Raw genomic sequence first — 14,689 nt, 5'->3', positions numbered from 1 at the left:
AGGCTGCGCTCAAAAGCCAAGGAGCGAGCCATGACGAAATTCCGCAAGGGCACCAAGGTCGAGTGGACCTGGGGCAAGAGCAAAGCTGAAGGCAAGATCGACGAGAGCTTTACCGAGGATGTGGAGCGTACGATCGAAGGTCATAAGATCAAGCGCAAGGCAAGCGCCGACGAACCTGCCTATCTGATCAAGCAGGAGGATGGCGCCCGCGTGCTCAAGAGTCACTCGGAACTGCGGAGCATCTGATGACCGAAACAGGCAAACACGTGCCGCCGGCCGCTGTGGCCAAAATGGCGGAAAAGGGCCTTGATCTGCGCGAACGCTTCAAGCGCGGCGGTACACAGGTTGGCGTCTCCCGCGCCCGCGATTTGAAAAACCGTCAGTCACTGTCCGACGAGACGCTAAAGCGCATGCGCAGCTACTTTGCCCGCCACAAGGTCGACAAGCGCGCTGCGAATTTCGGCGATGACGACAATCCTTCTGCTGGCTATGTCGCCTGGTTGCTCTGGGGTGGCGATGCTGGCCGCGACTGGGTGGCCAAACAGATGGACGAGACAAGCGATAAGGCGCCGAAAAAAAACGGCGCGAAGGCGAAATCGGCCAAATCCGCCCAGAGTGGTAAAAAGAACAGCAAACCGGACATGCGCGCCTCGGCGTCCTGACGGTTCCTTGAGGCTGGCGGGCGGCCGGAGAATCGGCTCATGCGTTGGTGCTTGTGCGCTTCACTCAGCGCTGGGCGCCGTCGCCAGCATCGTGATCGTCTGCGCCAGTCGCGCTTTGCCTCCTGGTGTCCAGCCAAGGCTGCGGAGGCGATCCGTCAGCATGTCGCGGTAAAGTCCGGGATCGGCGGGTGCGGGAAGGGGATGGCAAAGACCCGTCGCCTTCTGGAACAAGGCGAGAATCTCATGCGTGTCGGTGACGATATCGCCGACATTGAAGTTCTCGCCATTGATGCGGATCGGATCGGCCTGAAGCATCAACCTGACCGCTTTTGCGACGTCAGCGCCATGCACCTCGCCCCCGGCGCGGCTGGCGATCGGAAGTCCTTCCCGGTAGTCAGCGAAAAGATCCTGCCACTTATGCGGAAGCCCGGCTCTCGGCGCGCCGTAAACGCCTGTGATTCTCAAGCTTGCCGTGAAAAACGCATGGTAACAGAGCGCGGTGAGGCTGCGCTCGACGGCTAACTTGGCTTTGCCGTAAAGCGTATCGGGACGCGGTGTATCGGCTTCGGACAGGGAGGCTTGGCCGGCCACCGCGCCATAGACTGCCCGGCTCGACAGGAACACGCATCGGCGGACGCCTGCATCGCGCGCCGCCTCGAACAGGCGGATGCTGCCATCGACATTGGCTTTCAGGAAGCCTTCAGGATCGTCGCCCTCGCCACCGCGATAGCGTCCCGGAACATGAGAAAAAGCCGCATGGACAAGGTGATAGACGTCATCGAACAGCGCCAGCATGTCCTCGTCCGGATCCAGGCGCATGGGGCGAAAACCGACACGGCGCGAGAACAGCCCTGGCTGTGGCGGTGTGCGGCCGGCCACCGTGACACGCGCGCCGCTCTGCAAGAGATCTTCGACAATAAAACGGCCGACGAGACCCGTACCGCCGGTGACCAGGACATGGGTCATGAGACGGCGGCTTTATCCTGCCCCATATCGGTGCTGCTGCTGCCGGACTGGGGAAGGGCTGAGAGATCGCCGATCGGCTCTCCCCGATAGACCCGGTGCCAGAGATCGATCAGCGGCTTCAGCTGCTTTGCCTTGGGGTGATCCCGCTCCCAAGGCTTTTCATACTGGTAATGCAGCACCGAGATCGACTGCCAGTCCCAGAGGTCGGGCAGCGCGAACCAGACATATTGCAGCATGTTCATCGTCACCGGCAGGCCATGCCACTCGGGGAAGAAGGCTTGGAGGAAGGTCTGGTCGGTGCGCTGCCAGAAGGCGTCAGGCACGTCGAGCCGCGCCAGCATGGCGGCGAAGGTGTCCTCAGACGGGGCGGCGACGAAGACGCCGGAATTCAGCCGGTGAAAATCGGCCAGCGACTGATAGACATTCGGCGCGGCGCAAAACTCCGGATAGGCGAAGAAGCGGTCGATCGGCCTCAGCACGATCGTATCGGCATCGAGGAAGATCACGCGCTCGTAATCCGTCAGCTGCCAGAGCCGAAGCTTGCAGAAATTGTCGAGCGGCGAGTGGAAGAGCGGTTTTCGCCCCTTTGCAAAGGGCGCCGCGCCATGCAGCGCTCCGCGCGCGTGACGCTGGTTGAAGGCGTCTGACAGGGGCAAGTGATCGCAGGCGACCAGCCGCGCACCCAGCGCCTCCAGGGGTGCAAGCCGCGCGCCGTCAACACCGCCGGTATGGAGCACGACGAGATCGGCCTTCGTCCCCGTCTGCCTCAGCGATTGCAGCAGCGCCCGGGCGCCCATGGCGTAATCGGCATTGGTGACGAGCGTGACGAAGGCGTGGTTGCCTGAGGCGGAACGAGCGCGCCCCAGGCCACCGGAGGGATCTGTCGACATCATGACACCGACTTCAGCCGCTTGCCTTCCGGATCGTGATTGATCTTGGCGGCGATGTCGCGTGTCCAGGCCGAAACGGCTGGTACACGGGAGCGATCGACACGATAGGCGAACTTTCTGGCGACATCGACGATTTCGGACAGCAGGCCGCTTTCCAGTGTCGTCGGCGAGAGGCCGAGCGCCAGGAACTTGTCGTTCTTGACGACAAGATCGTTTTCCGCCGCTTCCTTGCGGGGATTGGGCAGCCAGACGATCTCGCCGCCGGCCATGCGCGCCACGATCTCGGCAAGGTCGCGCACACGATGGGTTTCGGTCATCTGGTTGAAGATCTCGACCCGGCTGCCGCGCGCCGGCGGGTTTTTCAGCGCGATCTCGATGCAGCGCACCGAATCCTGGATGTGGATGAAGGCGCGGGTCTGGCCGCCGGTGCCGTGCACCGTCAGCGGATAGCCGATGGCGGCCTGGATCAGGAAGCGGTTGAGCACCGTGCCATAGTCGCCGTCATAATCGAAGCGGTTGATCAACTGCGGATGGATGCGCGTCTGTTCGGTATGCGTGCCCCAGACGATGCCCTGATGCAGGTCGGTGATCCTCAGGCCGTCATTCCTCGCATAGAACTGAAAGAGCAGCTGATCCAGGCACTTGGTCATGTGGTAGATCGAGCCTGGATTGGCGGGATAGAGGATGTCCTGGGAAACGGTTTCGCCCGTCTGCGTCTCGATGCCGACAGGCAGATAGCCTTCGGGGATCGCCGCGCCGACAGTGGAATAGCCGTAAACGCCCATGGTGCCGAGATGCACCAGATGGGCATCGAGCTGCAGCTCGACCATGGCGTTCAGCAGGTGATGCGTGGCGTTGACGTTGTTGTTGACCGTGTAGTTCTTGTGTCGGTCCGTCTTCATCGAATAGGGCGCGGCGCGCTGCTCGGCAAAGTGAACGATGGCGTCGGGGCGATGCTGCGCCAGCCAGTTCTTCAAGAGCTCGTAGTCGCGGGCGAGATCGATCAGGTGAAAATGGATGCGCCGGCCGGTTTCGGCATGCCAGATGCGTGTGCGCTCCTGGATCGAGTCCATCGGCGTCAGCGACTGGACGCCGAGCTCGGTGTCGATCCAGCGTCGGGAGAGATTGTCGAGAATGTGGATGTCATGGCCGGCTTTCGACAGATGCAGGGCCGTCGGCCAGCCCACGAAACCATCCCCGCCCAGAACCGCGATCTTCATGCGCCGTCTCCTTCGCGTGTGTCGAGAGGCCGAGCCCAGCCTGTTCTGTTCGTCGATAGACTGGACTGGCAGCCCTGTCGGTCGATAGGCCAGAAATGTGACAGATGTGCCGCGCTTGAAAAAGACCAAGGCTTCCTGCAGAGAATTTTGAACGAATTTCACAGTTTGATGAGGCTGCACCATGCAGATTTCGCTTGCCGGCGAATTGACGGAAGCCGGCCACCGTCTGGTCCAGCGTGTCTATTATGAGGACACGGACTTCTCCGGCGTCGTCTATCATGCCCGCTACCTGCATTTCATGGAGCGCGCCCGCACCGACTATCTGCGCCTGCTGGGGGTAGAGCAGGCCTCGCTCGCCGTCGAAGGCGACACGGAAGGGCTGGTCTTCGTCGTCCATCGCATGGAGATCGATTTCAAGGCGCCGGCTCGGATGGACGATATTCTGACCATCGAAACCGTGACCGAAAAGGCCGGCGGGGCGAAGATGGTGCTGTCCCAGGCGATCTGGAACGGCGAGCGTCCGCTGATCAATGCGCGCGTGATCATCGCCGTCATCAATGCCGCCGGACGACCGCGCCGCCTGCCCGAGACGCTGGCCCAGCGTTTTCTCGCCAATGCGGCTCCCATTGTGGCATGATCATGGTGCTTTGACACCGACGGTCGGTCTGGCCCGCCGCGTCGGGCCATCGATACGGCGCCGTAACGACTTCTTAACCATAATGATGTCTTAATGCTCGGGCTGAAAGGGTTTGTGCGGTGCACGTCATCCTTTCACCAAGATTACGCTTGACAGAGCAGACCGGCGCTGACCGGCCGTGCCATGCCGGTCTTCGGCCCGTTGCGCATGCAGCGGCGGCGAGGCCCATGGTGAGCGGTCTTTCAGGCGGACGGACTTGTTTGAACGGCCCGGCTCATTTCGCGCCACACGCGCTCGGGATCGCCGGGCGTTCGGATTCGGGGATTAGACGAAAATGGAACAGGTTGGACTGGCGGCGACGACGGACGTGACGCTGTGGTCGCTCTTCATGCAGGCGGGCCTCGTCGTAAAGCTCGTCATGCTGGGGCTTATCGGCGCCTCGGTCTGGACATGGGCGATCGTGGTCGACAAGTCGGTGCGCTTTGCCCGCGCGCGCAAGCAGGCCGACAATTTCGAACAGGTCTTCTGGTCGGGTCAATCGCTGGAAGAGCTCTACCGCACGCTGTCGGATCGCAATCCTACGGGAATGGCGGCAATCTTCGTCTCCGCCATGCGCGAATGGAAGAAGAGTTTCGAGCGCGGTGCGCGTTCGCCGATCGGCCTGCAGATGCGCATCGACAAGGCCATGGACGTGACGCTGGCGCGCGAGGCCGAAGGGCTGGAAGCGCGGCTCGGCTCGCTCGCCACCATCGGCTCGGCCGGTCCCTTTATCGGCCTGTTCGGCACGGTCGTGGGGATCATGACCTCGTTCCAGGCAATTGCCGGCTCGAAGTCCACCAACCTCGCGGTCGTCGCGCCCGGTATTGCCGAGGCGCTGCTGGCCACCGCCATCGGCCTGGTCGCCGCTATTCCCGCTGTCATCGCCTACAACAAGTTCACCGCCGATGCCGGCAAGATGACGGCGCGCATGGAAGGCTTTGCCGACGAATTCTCCGCCATCCTCTCGCGCCAGATCGACGAGAAGATGCAGACGCGCCAGGCGGCGCAATAAGGCTTGAAGGCCCGGCGCCGAGACAGGCGCCCTTGGCCTGCTTGAAAGAAGGACAGATCCCATGGGCATGGCAGTCGGCGGAGGGGCGGGCTCTGGCGGTCGGCGCGGACGGCGCGGACGGCGCAAGGGCGCTATCAGCGAGATCAACGTAACGCCGCTCGTCGACGTCATGCTCGTGCTTCTGATCATCTTCATGGTCGCCGCGCCGATGATGACGGTCGGCGTGCCGATCGACCTGCCGGAAACGCAGGCCAAGGCACTGAACGCCCAGACGCAGCCGATCACCATCTCGATCAAGAATTCCGGCGAGATCTATCTGCAGGAAACGCCGATCCCCGCCGAAGAGGTGGTGGCCAAGCTGCAGGCGATCGCCACGACGGGCTATAATGAGCGCATCTTCGTGCGCGGCGATGCCACCGCCCCTTATGGCGTCATCGCCGACGTGATGGCGCGCATCCAGACGGCAGGCTTCAAGAATATAGGCCTGGTCACCCAGCAGAAGACGAACGGATAAAGCTTCGACAATGAGAGGCAGTATCGCGACATCGGCAGCGCTTCACGTCCTGGTTCTTGCCTGGGCGATGATCTCGCTCGGCAGTCCGGCACACTTCGAAGTGGCGGATACCGAGGCGATGCCTGTCGATATCGTGCCGGTGGAGGAGCTGACGCAGATCCAGCAGGGCGATAAGAAGGCGCCCAAGGCTGAGAAGGCCGCGCCCGCGCCGACCAAGCGGCCGGATGTCGTGGAAAATGCCGAGAATCTGGGCGAAAACAGCGTCGACCTGAAGACGCCGCCACGCCCCGAAGCCAAGCCGTTGGAAAAGGAATCGAGCGCCGCGCCCAAGGCTGCGGAAACGCCGGTGCCGACCCCCGAGCCGACCCCGCAGGACAAGCCCGAGCTCGTGGACGAGAAGCCGCCGGCAACGCCGGCCACCGAGGTGGCAGCACTTCCCACGCCGAAGGCAGAGGTGACGCCGCAGCCGCGCCCCGAGCCGCCAAAGCCCGAAACGAAGACCGAGGCGCCTCCGCCGCCGAAGGAAGAGCCCGAGCAGGCGGAAGAAAAGCCGATCGAGAAGCCCGACGCCGAGGCCTTGCCGGACAAGGTGCCGGCGCCGATGGCCAAGCCGAAGGTCGAGCCGAAACCTGAGCCGCCGAAGCCGGTTGAACAGGCCAAGGCGACCCCGCCGGCGCAGACGGCCAAGACGCCGGATCGCAAGGCCGACGAGGGCAAGAAGGATGCGAAGAAATCCGCCTCCGCCAAGCAGAGCGACTTCAACGCCGACGAGATCTCCAGCCTGTTGAACAAGCAGGATTCGTCTGGTGGCGGCGCCAAGCGCTCGACCCAGACGGCAGCACTCGGCGGCAAGAAGACGACGGGCGGCTCGACGTTGTCGCAGAGCGACAAGGATGCGATCAAGCAGCAGATCCAGGGCAACTGGTCGATCATTCCAGGCATCGCCGATACGGCCGGTATCCTGATCAAGGTCACGCTGCATCTCGACCGTGACGGCAACATCATCGGACAGCCGGAAATTTCCTCGTCCGGCGGGTCCGACGCGGCACGCAGAACGCATGAGGGCGGTGTTCGCCGCGCGATCATGAAATCGCTGCCGCTCAAGGGGCTGCCACCGGACAAATATGATGACTGGAGCGAGATGGTGCTGAATTTCGACCCGAGCGAGATGGGCTTCTGAAGCATGTCCGGATGAAGCGAGATCGCTTCATCGCCGGATCATGCGCAACAACAAAGAGCATCAGGGTGATCCGACTTTCACCGGCAATGCTCCAGACGCTTGCGACTGCGCGCAAGGTGGTCCGCGAAAACAGTGCCGGCGCGCTCGAACTTTGACGATATGAATGGCTGAAAGGCTGTAACTCCATGCTGAGACGTACGTTCTTCCAACTAGCCGGTGCCGCAACCGGTATGGCTGCCCTGGCCGCCGCGCCTGCCGAAGCCCGGGTCGAGATCAACATCAACCGCGGCAATGTCGAGCCGATGCCGATCGCGGTAACTGACTTCCTCCAAGGCGACCTGGGGCGGAAGATCTCGGACGTGGTGGCCGCGGATCTCAAGCGCTCCGGCCTGTTCGCGCCGATCAACCGCTCGGCCTTTATCGAAAAGGTTTCCAATCCGGATGCCGCGCCGCGCTTTGACGACTGGAAGGTCATCAACGCCCAGGCGCTGGTCACCGGCCGGGTGACGCAGGAGGGCGACGGCCGCCTCAAGGCGGAGTTCCGCCTGTGGGACGTCTTCGCCAATCAGCAGATGACCGGCCAGCAATTCTTCACCCAGCCGGAAAACTGGCGCCGCGTCGCCCATATCATCGCCGATGCGATCTATGAGCGCGTGACCGGCGAGAAGGGCTATTTCGACACGCGCATCGTCTATGTCGCCGAAAGCGGCCCGAAGACGGCGCGCAAGCGCCAGCTGGCGATCATGGATCAGGACGGCTTCAACTCGCGTGCGCTCACCAATTCCAACGATATCGTGCTGACGCCGCGCTTCTCGCCGAACAAGCAGGAAATCACCTATATGTCCTTCGAGGGGCAGCAGCCCCGTGTCTACCTGCTGCAGCTTGAGACCGGGCAGCGCGAGGTGGTCGGCAACTTCCCCGGCATGACCTTCTCACCGCGCTTCTCGCCCGATGGCCAGCGTGTCATCATGAGCCTTCAGCAGGACGGCAATGCCAATATCTACACGATGGACCTGCGCTCGCGCACGACCACGCGCCTGACCTCGACATCGGCGATCGATACTTCGCCCTCCTACGCCCCCGATGGCGGCCGCATCGTCTTCGAAAGCGACCGCGGCGGACGGCAGCAGCTTTACGTCATGGGCTCCGATGGCTCCGGTCAGTCCCGCATCTCCTTCGGCGACGGCGCCTATTCGACGCCGGTCTGGTCGCCGCGCGGCGATCTGATCGCTTTCACCAAGCAGTCGGGCGGCAAGTTCTCGATCGGCGTGATGAAGCCGGATGGTTCGGGCGAGCGCATCCTGACCAGCGGCTTCCATAATGAAGGCCCGACCTGGGCGCCCAATGGCCGCGTCATCATGTTCTTCCGCCAGAATGCCGGCGCGGGCGGCCCGCAGCTCTACTCGATCGATCTGACCGGCTATAACGAACAGCTGATCCCGACCCAGGGCTTCGCGTCCGATCCGGCGTGGTCGCCGCTGTTGGAATAGTGCGAGCTAGGGCGAATCGCCTTTGCAATCATTGCTCTTAACCCTCTGTCTGCCGGGCCGATCCTCAGGCTCACGCTAATGGCAAAGCGCCTGAAGCGCTTGGATAGCCGCCGCTGTTCAAGCGCTTCGTCTTTTGGACGATGGGTGATTGTGCAGAAAAAACAGGTGCCTGCCGCGGCCCTGTTTGAATTGCTGCGGTTTTGGCGAGAGGCGGGCGGGAAGATGGCGCGCTTGCGGCCATGTCTTGGCACCCTTGCCGCCTTCCTGCCGCAAAGTGCTGATTAGCCCCATCGGGAGGCGTATCTTGAAACTTCTTTAACCAAGAGCGGTGCATAAAAAGTAACCGTTTCCGGTTACCGTCTGGCAACTCTGATCGTTAAGACCATCCTTGAAGGAGAGACCGGCCCATGAGCCGCATTCCCGTTCCGGCCGCAGGCCGCATGCAGTCCATCGCCCGCAACCCCGTGGCCATCGCGCTCTTCCTCACGCTGTCCATCGCCGGCTGCGCCTCGAAGAAGAACCTGCCCAACAGCGCCGGTGATCTCGGCCTGAACGGCGGCGCTGGCGGCTCGGCCACGCCTGGCTCCCAGCAGGATTTCACCGTCAATGTCGGCGACCGCATCTTCTTCGACACGGACTCGTCGTCCGTGCGCGGCGATGCCCAGGCGACGCTCGACAAGCAGGCCCAGTGGCTGCAGCGCTATTCGAAGTATCCGATCACGGTAGAAGGCCATGCCGACGAGCGCGGCACGCGCGAATACAACCTGGCACTCGGTGCCCGTCGCGCCGCCGCAGCCCGCGACTATCTGGTCTCGCGCGGCATTCCCGCCAGCCGTATCAAGACGATCTCCTACGGCAAGGAAAAGCCGGTTGCCGTTTGCGACGATATTTCCTGCTGGTCGCAGAACCGCCGCGCCGTCACCGTTCTGGGCGGCGCTGGCATGTAAATCGCGGCGTGAGGAGGGCCGGGGCCTTGGCGCCCCTGCCGCCTTGCACGGGTATCAGGCCATCATGCTGGACCTCACGGCGTCGCGGGCACTTGCCTCTGCCGCTTGATGGGTTCGGCCTAGCCGGCCTCTTGCGTTTCGCAGGTTGCGGGGCGGTCCGGACCAGGGGCCGCCTTTTGCGTTTGTCATAGTTTGACCGAAGTCCGGTTGCTTTTTGACGGCAACTGGAAAAAATGCCTGCGACCGCGCGAGGCGCCTCACGAATTCCTGGGGCCGTTCCTTGTGGACGCGGCAGCTCGGCTGCAAGCCTTCCGCACGTGACCTGCGTGCGGCTCTTGGACCATGCCATGCGCCCGTGAGAGGGACGTGCTGTCCCTGAAACGTTCGTATGGCACTTTCACCTTGCCGAGGCGTGTCGGCGAAATGATTTCGCGCGTCGCGTTCCCCGGCTTCCGGATGGTTTTCGCAGCTCGCTCCTCTCCGGCGCCGATGAAGGACGCGCGGGTGGGTGGCTGCCTTAAGGGACGTTTGAGCCATGAAACACTTCGCCGTGGCGGCAACGATCGGGGTTCTGGCCTTTTCGGCCTCGGTGCTGCCGGTAACCGCCATGCCGCTCTCTGCCCTGATCGATCAGGCTCTGCACCGCGGCGAGGCGACATCGCCGCCGGCGCGGCCGTCTGCTGCGCCAGTGATCAAGGTGCAGTCGAGCGAGGCCGGCCGCATCGGCCAGCTCGAGGAGCAGGTCCGCTCGCTCAATGGCCGCATCGAGGAGATGAGCTTCCAGCTCCTCCAGATGCAGGAGCAGATCCGCAAGTTCCAGGAGGACAACGAGTTCCGCTTCCAGGATCTCGAAAAGGGTGGCGGCGGCGGTGCTGCAGCCCCGAAGAAGAAGAGCGCGCTCGAAACCCCGCGCACGCAAGACCAGGCCTCCGTCCCCGCGACGGAGAGCCCGGCGGCCTCGACCGGGCAGGAGCCCGGTCTTTCCGCCCGCAATTCCGCTGGCAGCTCAGCCACGACGGGCGCCCCGCCGAGCGACCTCGGTCAGATCATTCTCGATTCCGAGGGGCAGTCCCTGTCGGCCACCGCCGCGCCCCAGCCTTCCGCGCCGGCCCAGACGCAGGCCCCGACTCGCACGGCAGCGCTCAACAGCGACGCCGATCTCTACCAGTCCGCCTATGGCCATGTTCTCGCGGGCGATTATGCCGTGGCAGAGGGCGAGTTCCGCGATTATCTCGATTCCTTCCCCAAGAGCGACAAGGCCGCCGATGCCAGCTTCTGGATGGGCGAAGCACAATATTCCCAAGGGAAATTCAACGACGCCGCCAAGACCTTCCTCAATGCGCATCAGACCTATGGCAAATCGCCGAAGGCGCCGGAAATGCTGCTGAAGCTTGGCATGTCGCTGTCCAAGCTGGACAACAAGGAAACCGCCTGCGCCACCTTGCGCGAGGTCAACAAGCGCTATCCCAAGGCATCCCAGGCCGTCAAAACCAAGGTGACGAGCGAAATGAGCCGTCTGGCCTGTTGAGCTGACGCGCCGTCCGGCGTGTTTGCTCAGCGGTCCTTTTTCCGGCCCAGCCGCGCGCCTTGTGCCGCAGAATGCCCTTGGATTGCTCCCATGCCCACTCTCGCCGATGCCTTGACCGATCCTGTGGCAATTGCGGCGGACGACATGCTGCAGCGCTTTCGGTCCCCCGCGCGGCTGATCTGCGCCTTGTCAGGCGGCAGCGATTCCACCGGGCTGCTGCGCGCTTTGCATGCGGCTCTGCCGCGCCATCCCGGCCTTAGCCTCGAAGCCTGCACCATCGATCATGGATTGCGCCCGGCCTCCGCGGACGAGGCGCGTGCCATGGCGGCGCTATGCGCACAGCTGGGCATCGCTCACCACATCCGTCGCTGGGAGGGGGAAAAGCCAGCCTCCGGGCTTCAGGCGGCCGCGCGGCTGGCGCGTTACAGGCTGCTTGTCGATGTGGCCCAGGCGCGGGATGCGCAGGCGATCCTCAGCGGCCATACAGCGAATGATCAGGCGGAAACCATCGCCATGCGCAGTCTGCGCTCCGCGCCTGGCCAACCAGGGCTGGCTGGCATGGCGCCGGCAGTGCTGCTCTTTGGCCAGGTTTGGCTGCTCCGTCCTTTCCTTCCGCTCAGCCGCGCGCAGATCCGCCTTTACCTTCAGTCTCTCGGACAGGCCTTCATCGACGATCCGAGCAATGACAATCCTCGTTTCGAGCGCGTTCGGCTGCGCCAGTCCATGGAGCCGGCGTGCCTGCAGCCTCGGCCTTTCTTCCCTTTTTCGAAAGCCAGCGACCGAGCGGCGTCGGGCGCACGCATCGCCGCGCTGATGGGTGAGGAGGCCGCAAGCGTCGGGGAGGGGATCCTGCGGCTTTCGCCGAGGCTCTGCGCGAGCGCCGGCGAGGACGATACGGCACGCGCCATCGCCCTTCTGGCGGCCGCCATGGGCGGCAAGGCCATGCCGGTAGGGCGCGAGACCATGGGGCGGGTGGCGACCTTCCTGCAAGGTGGCATGCCCGGACGGATGACGGCCTCGGGCGTGGTCTTCGACCGCCGCCGCGAAGGTCTCTTTCTTTACCGCGAGGCGCGCGACCTGCCGGTGACGAGGCTGCTCTCGGGGCAGGAGGCGCTCTGGGATGGCCGCTATCACGTGCGCAATCTTGGCGCCGCACCACTGGTGCTCTCAAGCGGAGGGGACGCGGCTTCTCTTTCCCTCGGTCATGCCGGCACTGATATCGCCGATGCTGTTCCAAAAGGTGTCGTCCGCCGAGCCGCCCGAGCCGCCCTTCGGCTGAGCTTTGCAGATGATCGTCCTGTTACCCGCGACATGGTTGTCGTCAGGCCGGCACTCACTCTATACGACACGTTTTTGCCGTGTTTCGACCGGATGATTGCCGACCAGATCGCCATCCTGATTGGCTGCGAACGCTATATCCGCGTGCCGCTGACGGACCTGCTGCAGTCGGGTCCCTGGTAAAAGAACAAGTTTCTTTCAGGATGCCGAGAGATTTACCGGACGAAATCCAGAGCGAAGGCGTGCTTTGCCTTGGCAAGCCTCTCCTGCAATCCTATGTTAGACGCAAAAGTCGGCGTGTCCGGCGGAGCGATTTGCCCCTGACAAGGGAGGCGCGGATCTCCGGCTGCTGAAAATGAGGTTCCGGGGAGTTCAATGAACCCTAATTTTCGTAATTTCGCCCTCTGGGCGATCATCGCTCTTCTGCTGATCGCGCTGTTCAGCATGTTTCAGCAGCCGGCGGAGCGCAGCGGTTCGCGTGAAATCCCCTTCTCGCAGTTTCTGAAGGATGTCGACGGCAGCCGTGTGAAGGAAGTCGTGATCACCGGCAATAAGGTGGTCGGCAATTATTCCGAGAGCGGCACCACTTTCCAGACCTATGCGCCCTCCGTCGATACGGCCTTGACCGAGCGGCTGGAGGCCAAGAACGTCACCGTGACGGTACGTCCGGAAACCGACGGATCCTCCGGCTTCCTGAGCTATATCGGCACGCTGCTGCCCATGCTGCTGATCCTCGGCGTCTGGCTGTTCTTCATGCGCCAGATGCAGGGCGGCTCGCGCGGTGCCATGGGCTTCGGCAAGTCCAAGGCCAAGCTTCTGACCGAAGCGCATGGCCGCGTGACCTTCGAGGACGTCGCCGGCGTCGACGAGGCCAAGCAGGATCTCGAGGAAATCGTTGAATTCCTGCGCGATCCGCAGAAGTTCCAGCGTCTGGGCGGCCGTATTCCGCGCGGCGTGCTGCTGGTCGGTCCTCCGGGCACCGGCAAGACCTTGCTCGCCCGCTCCGTCGCCGGCGAAGCCAATGTGCCGTTCTTCACCATTTCGGGCTCCGACTTCGTGGAAATGTTCGTCGGTGTCGGCGCGTCTCGCGTCCGTGACATGTTCGAGCAGGCCAAGAAGAACGCGCCTTGCATCATCTTCATCGACGAAATCGATGCCGTCGGCCGCCATCGCGGCGCGGGCCTCGGCGGCGGCAATGACGAGCGCGAGCAGACGCTGAACCAGCTTCTGGTCGAGATGGATGGCTTCGAAGCGAATGAGGGGATCATCCTGATCGCCGCGACCAACCGTCCCGACGTTCTCGATCCCGCGCTTCTGCGTCCCGGTCGTTTCGACCGTCAGGTCGTCGTGCCGAATCCAGACATCAATGGCCGCGAGCGCATTCTCAAGGTTCACATCCGCAACGTTCCGCTCGCCCCCAATGTCGATCTGAAGACGCTTGCGCGCGGCACGCCCGGCTTCTCCGGTGCCGATCTGATGAACCTCGTCAACGAGGCGGCGCTGATGGCGGCACGGCGCAACAAGCGCGTCGTCACCATGCAGGAATTCGAGGACGCCAAGGACAAGATCATGATGGGCGCGGAACGCCGCTCGTCCGCCATGACCGAGGCCGAGAAAAAGCTGACTGCCTATCACGAAGCCGGCCACGCCATTCTGGCGCTGAACGTGCCGGCGGCGGATCCACTGCACAAGGCGACGATCATTCCGCGCGGCCGTGCGCTCGGCATGGTCATGCAGCTGCCCGAAGGCGACCGCTATTCGATGAGCTATAAGTGGATGGTCTCGCGCCTCGCCATCATGATGGGTGGCCGCGTGGCCGAAGAGGTGACTTTCGGCAAGGAAAACATCACTTCCGGCGCCTCTTCCGACATCGAGCAGGCCACGAAGCTGGCCCGCGCGATGGTCACCCAGTGGGGCTTCTCCGACCAGCTCGGTCAGGTTGCCTATGGCGAGAACCAGCAGGAGGTCTTCCTCGGCCATTCCGTGGCCCAGTCGAAGAACCTCTCCGAAGCGACCGCGCAGAAGATCGACAATGAAATCCGTCGTCTGATCGACGAGGCCTATGAAGAGGCTAAGCGGATCATCACCGAAAAGCATTCCGAATTCGTGGCTCTGGCCGAGGGCCTCCTCGAATATGAAACGCTGACCGGTGAAGAGATCAAGGCGCTGATCCGGGGCGACAAGCCGGCCCGTGACCTTGGCGACGATAGCCCGCCGCACCGTGGCTCCGCCGTTCCATCGACCGGCGCGAAGAAGGATGGCCCGAGCGGTGCGAAGGGCGACGAACCGGAAAGCGGCCTGCCGCAACCGCAATAAACTCCACGTC

The 14,689-nt window shown here is 63.3% G+C and carries 15 protein-coding genes; 12 read left to right on the top strand and 3 right to left on the bottom strand.

Annotation, left to right across the window (positions count from 1 at the left end):
* The first annotated feature begins 30 nt into the window (after positions 1–30).
* Positions 31–246 carry a hypervirulence associated TUDOR domain-containing protein gene (locus tag BMX61_RS08870; RefSeq protein WP_075626994.1) on the top strand — a complete coding sequence of 72 codons (216 nt, stop codon included), beginning with the start codon at positions 31–33 and terminating at the stop codon, positions 244–246.
* Entirely contained in the window at positions 246–662 is a 417-nt protein-coding gene (locus BMX61_RS08865) for a hypothetical protein (RefSeq protein ID WP_075626995.1), read from the top strand. Before BMX61_RS08870 ends, BMX61_RS08865 begins: the two co-directional genes overlap by 1 nt.
* A 60-nt stretch (positions 663–722) precedes the next feature.
* Here BMX61_RS08865 and BMX61_RS08860 read toward each other — a convergent pair whose 3' ends face one another.
* Genes BMX61_RS08860 through BMX61_RS08850 form a run of 3 tightly spaced genes read right to left on the bottom strand, consistent with a single transcriptional unit; the run spans position 723 to position 3,738 of the window.
* The gene (locus BMX61_RS08860; protein ID WP_075626996.1) at positions 723–1,628 is read right to left on the bottom strand and encodes an NAD-dependent epimerase/dehydratase family protein; all 906 of its coding nucleotides are present in this window, start codon (positions 1,626–1,628) and stop codon (positions 723–725) included.
* On the bottom strand, positions 1,625–2,521 hold the full coding sequence (locus BMX61_RS08855) for a glycosyltransferase (RefSeq protein ID WP_234794635.1): 897 nt from the start codon (positions 2,519–2,521) through the stop codon (positions 1,625–1,627). Before BMX61_RS08855 ends, BMX61_RS08860 begins: the two co-directional genes overlap by 4 nt.
* Positions 2,518–3,738, bottom strand: coding sequence for an NAD-dependent epimerase/dehydratase family protein (locus BMX61_RS08850; RefSeq protein WP_075626997.1), 1,221 nt, complete (start codon positions 3,736–3,738; stop codon positions 2,518–2,520). Before BMX61_RS08850 ends, BMX61_RS08855 begins: the two co-directional genes overlap by 4 nt.
* Before the next feature lie 181 nt (positions 3,739–3,919).
* Here BMX61_RS08850 and ybgC point away from each other — a divergent pair, with 181 nt between their 5' ends.
* From ybgC to ftsH, 10 genes are all read left to right on the top strand, one after another.
* Positions 3,920–4,375 (top strand): tol-pal system-associated acyl-CoA thioesterase, encoded by a 456-nt coding sequence (ybgC, locus tag BMX61_RS08845; RefSeq protein WP_075626998.1) that lies wholly within the window; start codon positions 3,920–3,922, stop codon positions 4,373–4,375.
* Positions 4,376–4,709: 334 nt separating this feature from the next.
* Positions 4,710–5,426 (top strand): protein TolQ, encoded by a 717-nt coding sequence (gene tolQ, locus BMX61_RS08840; RefSeq protein ID WP_075626999.1) that lies wholly within the window; start codon positions 4,710–4,712, stop codon positions 5,424–5,426.
* Between the two features lie 61 nt (positions 5,427–5,487).
* Positions 5,488–5,940, top strand: a complete 453-nt coding sequence (tolR, locus tag BMX61_RS08835) for a protein TolR (RefSeq protein ID WP_075627000.1) — start codon at positions 5,488–5,490, stop codon at positions 5,938–5,940.
* A gap of 10 nt (positions 5,941–5,950) precedes the next feature.
* Complete coding sequence (locus tag BMX61_RS08830) at positions 5,951–7,120, top strand: cell envelope integrity protein TolA (RefSeq protein ID WP_075627001.1); 1,170 nt, start codon at positions 5,951–5,953, stop codon at positions 7,118–7,120.
* A 185-nt stretch (positions 7,121–7,305) separates the two neighbouring features.
* Positions 7,306–8,610, top strand: a complete 1,305-nt coding sequence (tolB, locus tag BMX61_RS08825) for a Tol-Pal system beta propeller repeat protein TolB (RefSeq protein WP_075627002.1) — start codon at positions 7,306–7,308, stop codon at positions 8,608–8,610.
* A gap of 78 nt (positions 8,611–8,688) precedes the next feature.
* Positions 8,689–8,895 (top strand): hypothetical protein, encoded by a 207-nt coding sequence (locus BMX61_RS24285; RefSeq protein ID WP_139198897.1) that lies wholly within the window; start codon positions 8,689–8,691, stop codon positions 8,893–8,895.
* Between the two features lie 122 nt (positions 8,896–9,017).
* Positions 9,018–9,557, top strand: a complete 540-nt coding sequence (pal, locus tag BMX61_RS08820) for a peptidoglycan-associated lipoprotein Pal (RefSeq protein WP_075627003.1) — start codon at positions 9,018–9,020, stop codon at positions 9,555–9,557.
* A gap of 535 nt (positions 9,558–10,092) precedes the next feature.
* Positions 10,093–11,085: a tol-pal system protein YbgF gene (gene ybgF / locus BMX61_RS08815; protein ID WP_075627004.1), complete on the top strand. Its 993-nt coding sequence runs from the start codon at positions 10,093–10,095 to the stop codon at positions 11,083–11,085.
* Between the two features lie 90 nt (positions 11,086–11,175).
* Positions 11,176–12,546 carry a tRNA lysidine(34) synthetase TilS gene (tilS, locus tag BMX61_RS08810; protein WP_075627005.1) on the top strand — a complete coding sequence of 457 codons (1,371 nt, stop codon included), beginning with the start codon at positions 11,176–11,178 and terminating at the stop codon, positions 12,544–12,546.
* Positions 12,547–12,738: 192 nt separating this feature from the next.
* Complete coding sequence (gene ftsH, locus BMX61_RS08805; RefSeq protein WP_075627006.1) at positions 12,739–14,679, top strand: ATP-dependent zinc metalloprotease FtsH; 1,941 nt, start codon at positions 12,739–12,741, stop codon at positions 14,677–14,679.
* The last annotated feature ends 10 nt before the right edge of the window (positions 14,680–14,689 follow it).

The organism is Xaviernesmea oryzae (assembly GCF_900109605.1).
GTDB classification, from domain to species: Bacteria; Pseudomonadota; Alphaproteobacteria; order Rhizobiales; family Rhizobiaceae; genus Xaviernesmea; species Xaviernesmea oryzae.
The sequence above is the reverse complement of the archived record's forward strand: the minus strand, read 5'-3'. Positions and strand labels throughout refer to the sequence as shown.

Coding starts and splice junctions, on each gene's coding strand:
- tolB (WP_075627002.1), top strand. CDS start 7,306: ATGCTGAGACGTACGTTCTTCCAACTAGCCGGTGCCGCAACCGGTATG.
- BMX61_RS08855 (WP_234794635.1), bottom strand. CDS start 2,521: ATGATGTCGACAGATCCCTCCGGTGGCCTGGGGCGCGCTCGTTCCGCC.
- tilS (WP_075627005.1), top strand. CDS start 11,176: ATGCCCACTCTCGCCGATGCCTTGACCGATCCTGTGGCAATTGCGGCG.
- BMX61_RS08850 (WP_075626997.1), bottom strand. CDS start 3,738: ATGAAGATCGCGGTTCTGGGCGGGGATGGTTTCGTGGGCTGGCCGACG.
- BMX61_RS08865 (WP_075626995.1), top strand. CDS start 246: ATGACCGAAACAGGCAAACACGTGCCGCCGGCCGCTGTGGCCAAAATG.
- BMX61_RS08870 (WP_075626994.1), top strand. CDS start 31: ATGACGAAATTCCGCAAGGGCACCAAGGTCGAGTGGACCTGGGGCAAG.
- pal (WP_075627003.1), top strand. CDS start 9,018: ATGAGCCGCATTCCCGTTCCGGCCGCAGGCCGCATGCAGTCCATCGCC.
- BMX61_RS08830 (WP_075627001.1), top strand. CDS start 5,951: ATGAGAGGCAGTATCGCGACATCGGCAGCGCTTCACGTCCTGGTTCTT.
- ftsH (WP_075627006.1), top strand. CDS start 12,739: ATGAACCCTAATTTTCGTAATTTCGCCCTCTGGGCGATCATCGCTCTT.
- ybgF (WP_075627004.1), top strand. CDS start 10,093: ATGAAACACTTCGCCGTGGCGGCAACGATCGGGGTTCTGGCCTTTTCG.
- BMX61_RS08860 (WP_075626996.1), bottom strand. CDS start 1,628: ATGACCCATGTCCTGGTCACCGGCGGTACGGGTCTCGTCGGCCGTTTT.
- tolR (WP_075627000.1), top strand. CDS start 5,488: ATGGGCATGGCAGTCGGCGGAGGGGCGGGCTCTGGCGGTCGGCGCGGA.
- tolQ (WP_075626999.1), top strand. CDS start 4,710: ATGGAACAGGTTGGACTGGCGGCGACGACGGACGTGACGCTGTGGTCG.
- ybgC (WP_075626998.1), top strand. CDS start 3,920: ATGCAGATTTCGCTTGCCGGCGAATTGACGGAAGCCGGCCACCGTCTG.
- BMX61_RS24285 (WP_139198897.1), top strand. CDS start 8,689: ATGGCAAAGCGCCTGAAGCGCTTGGATAGCCGCCGCTGTTCAAGCGCT.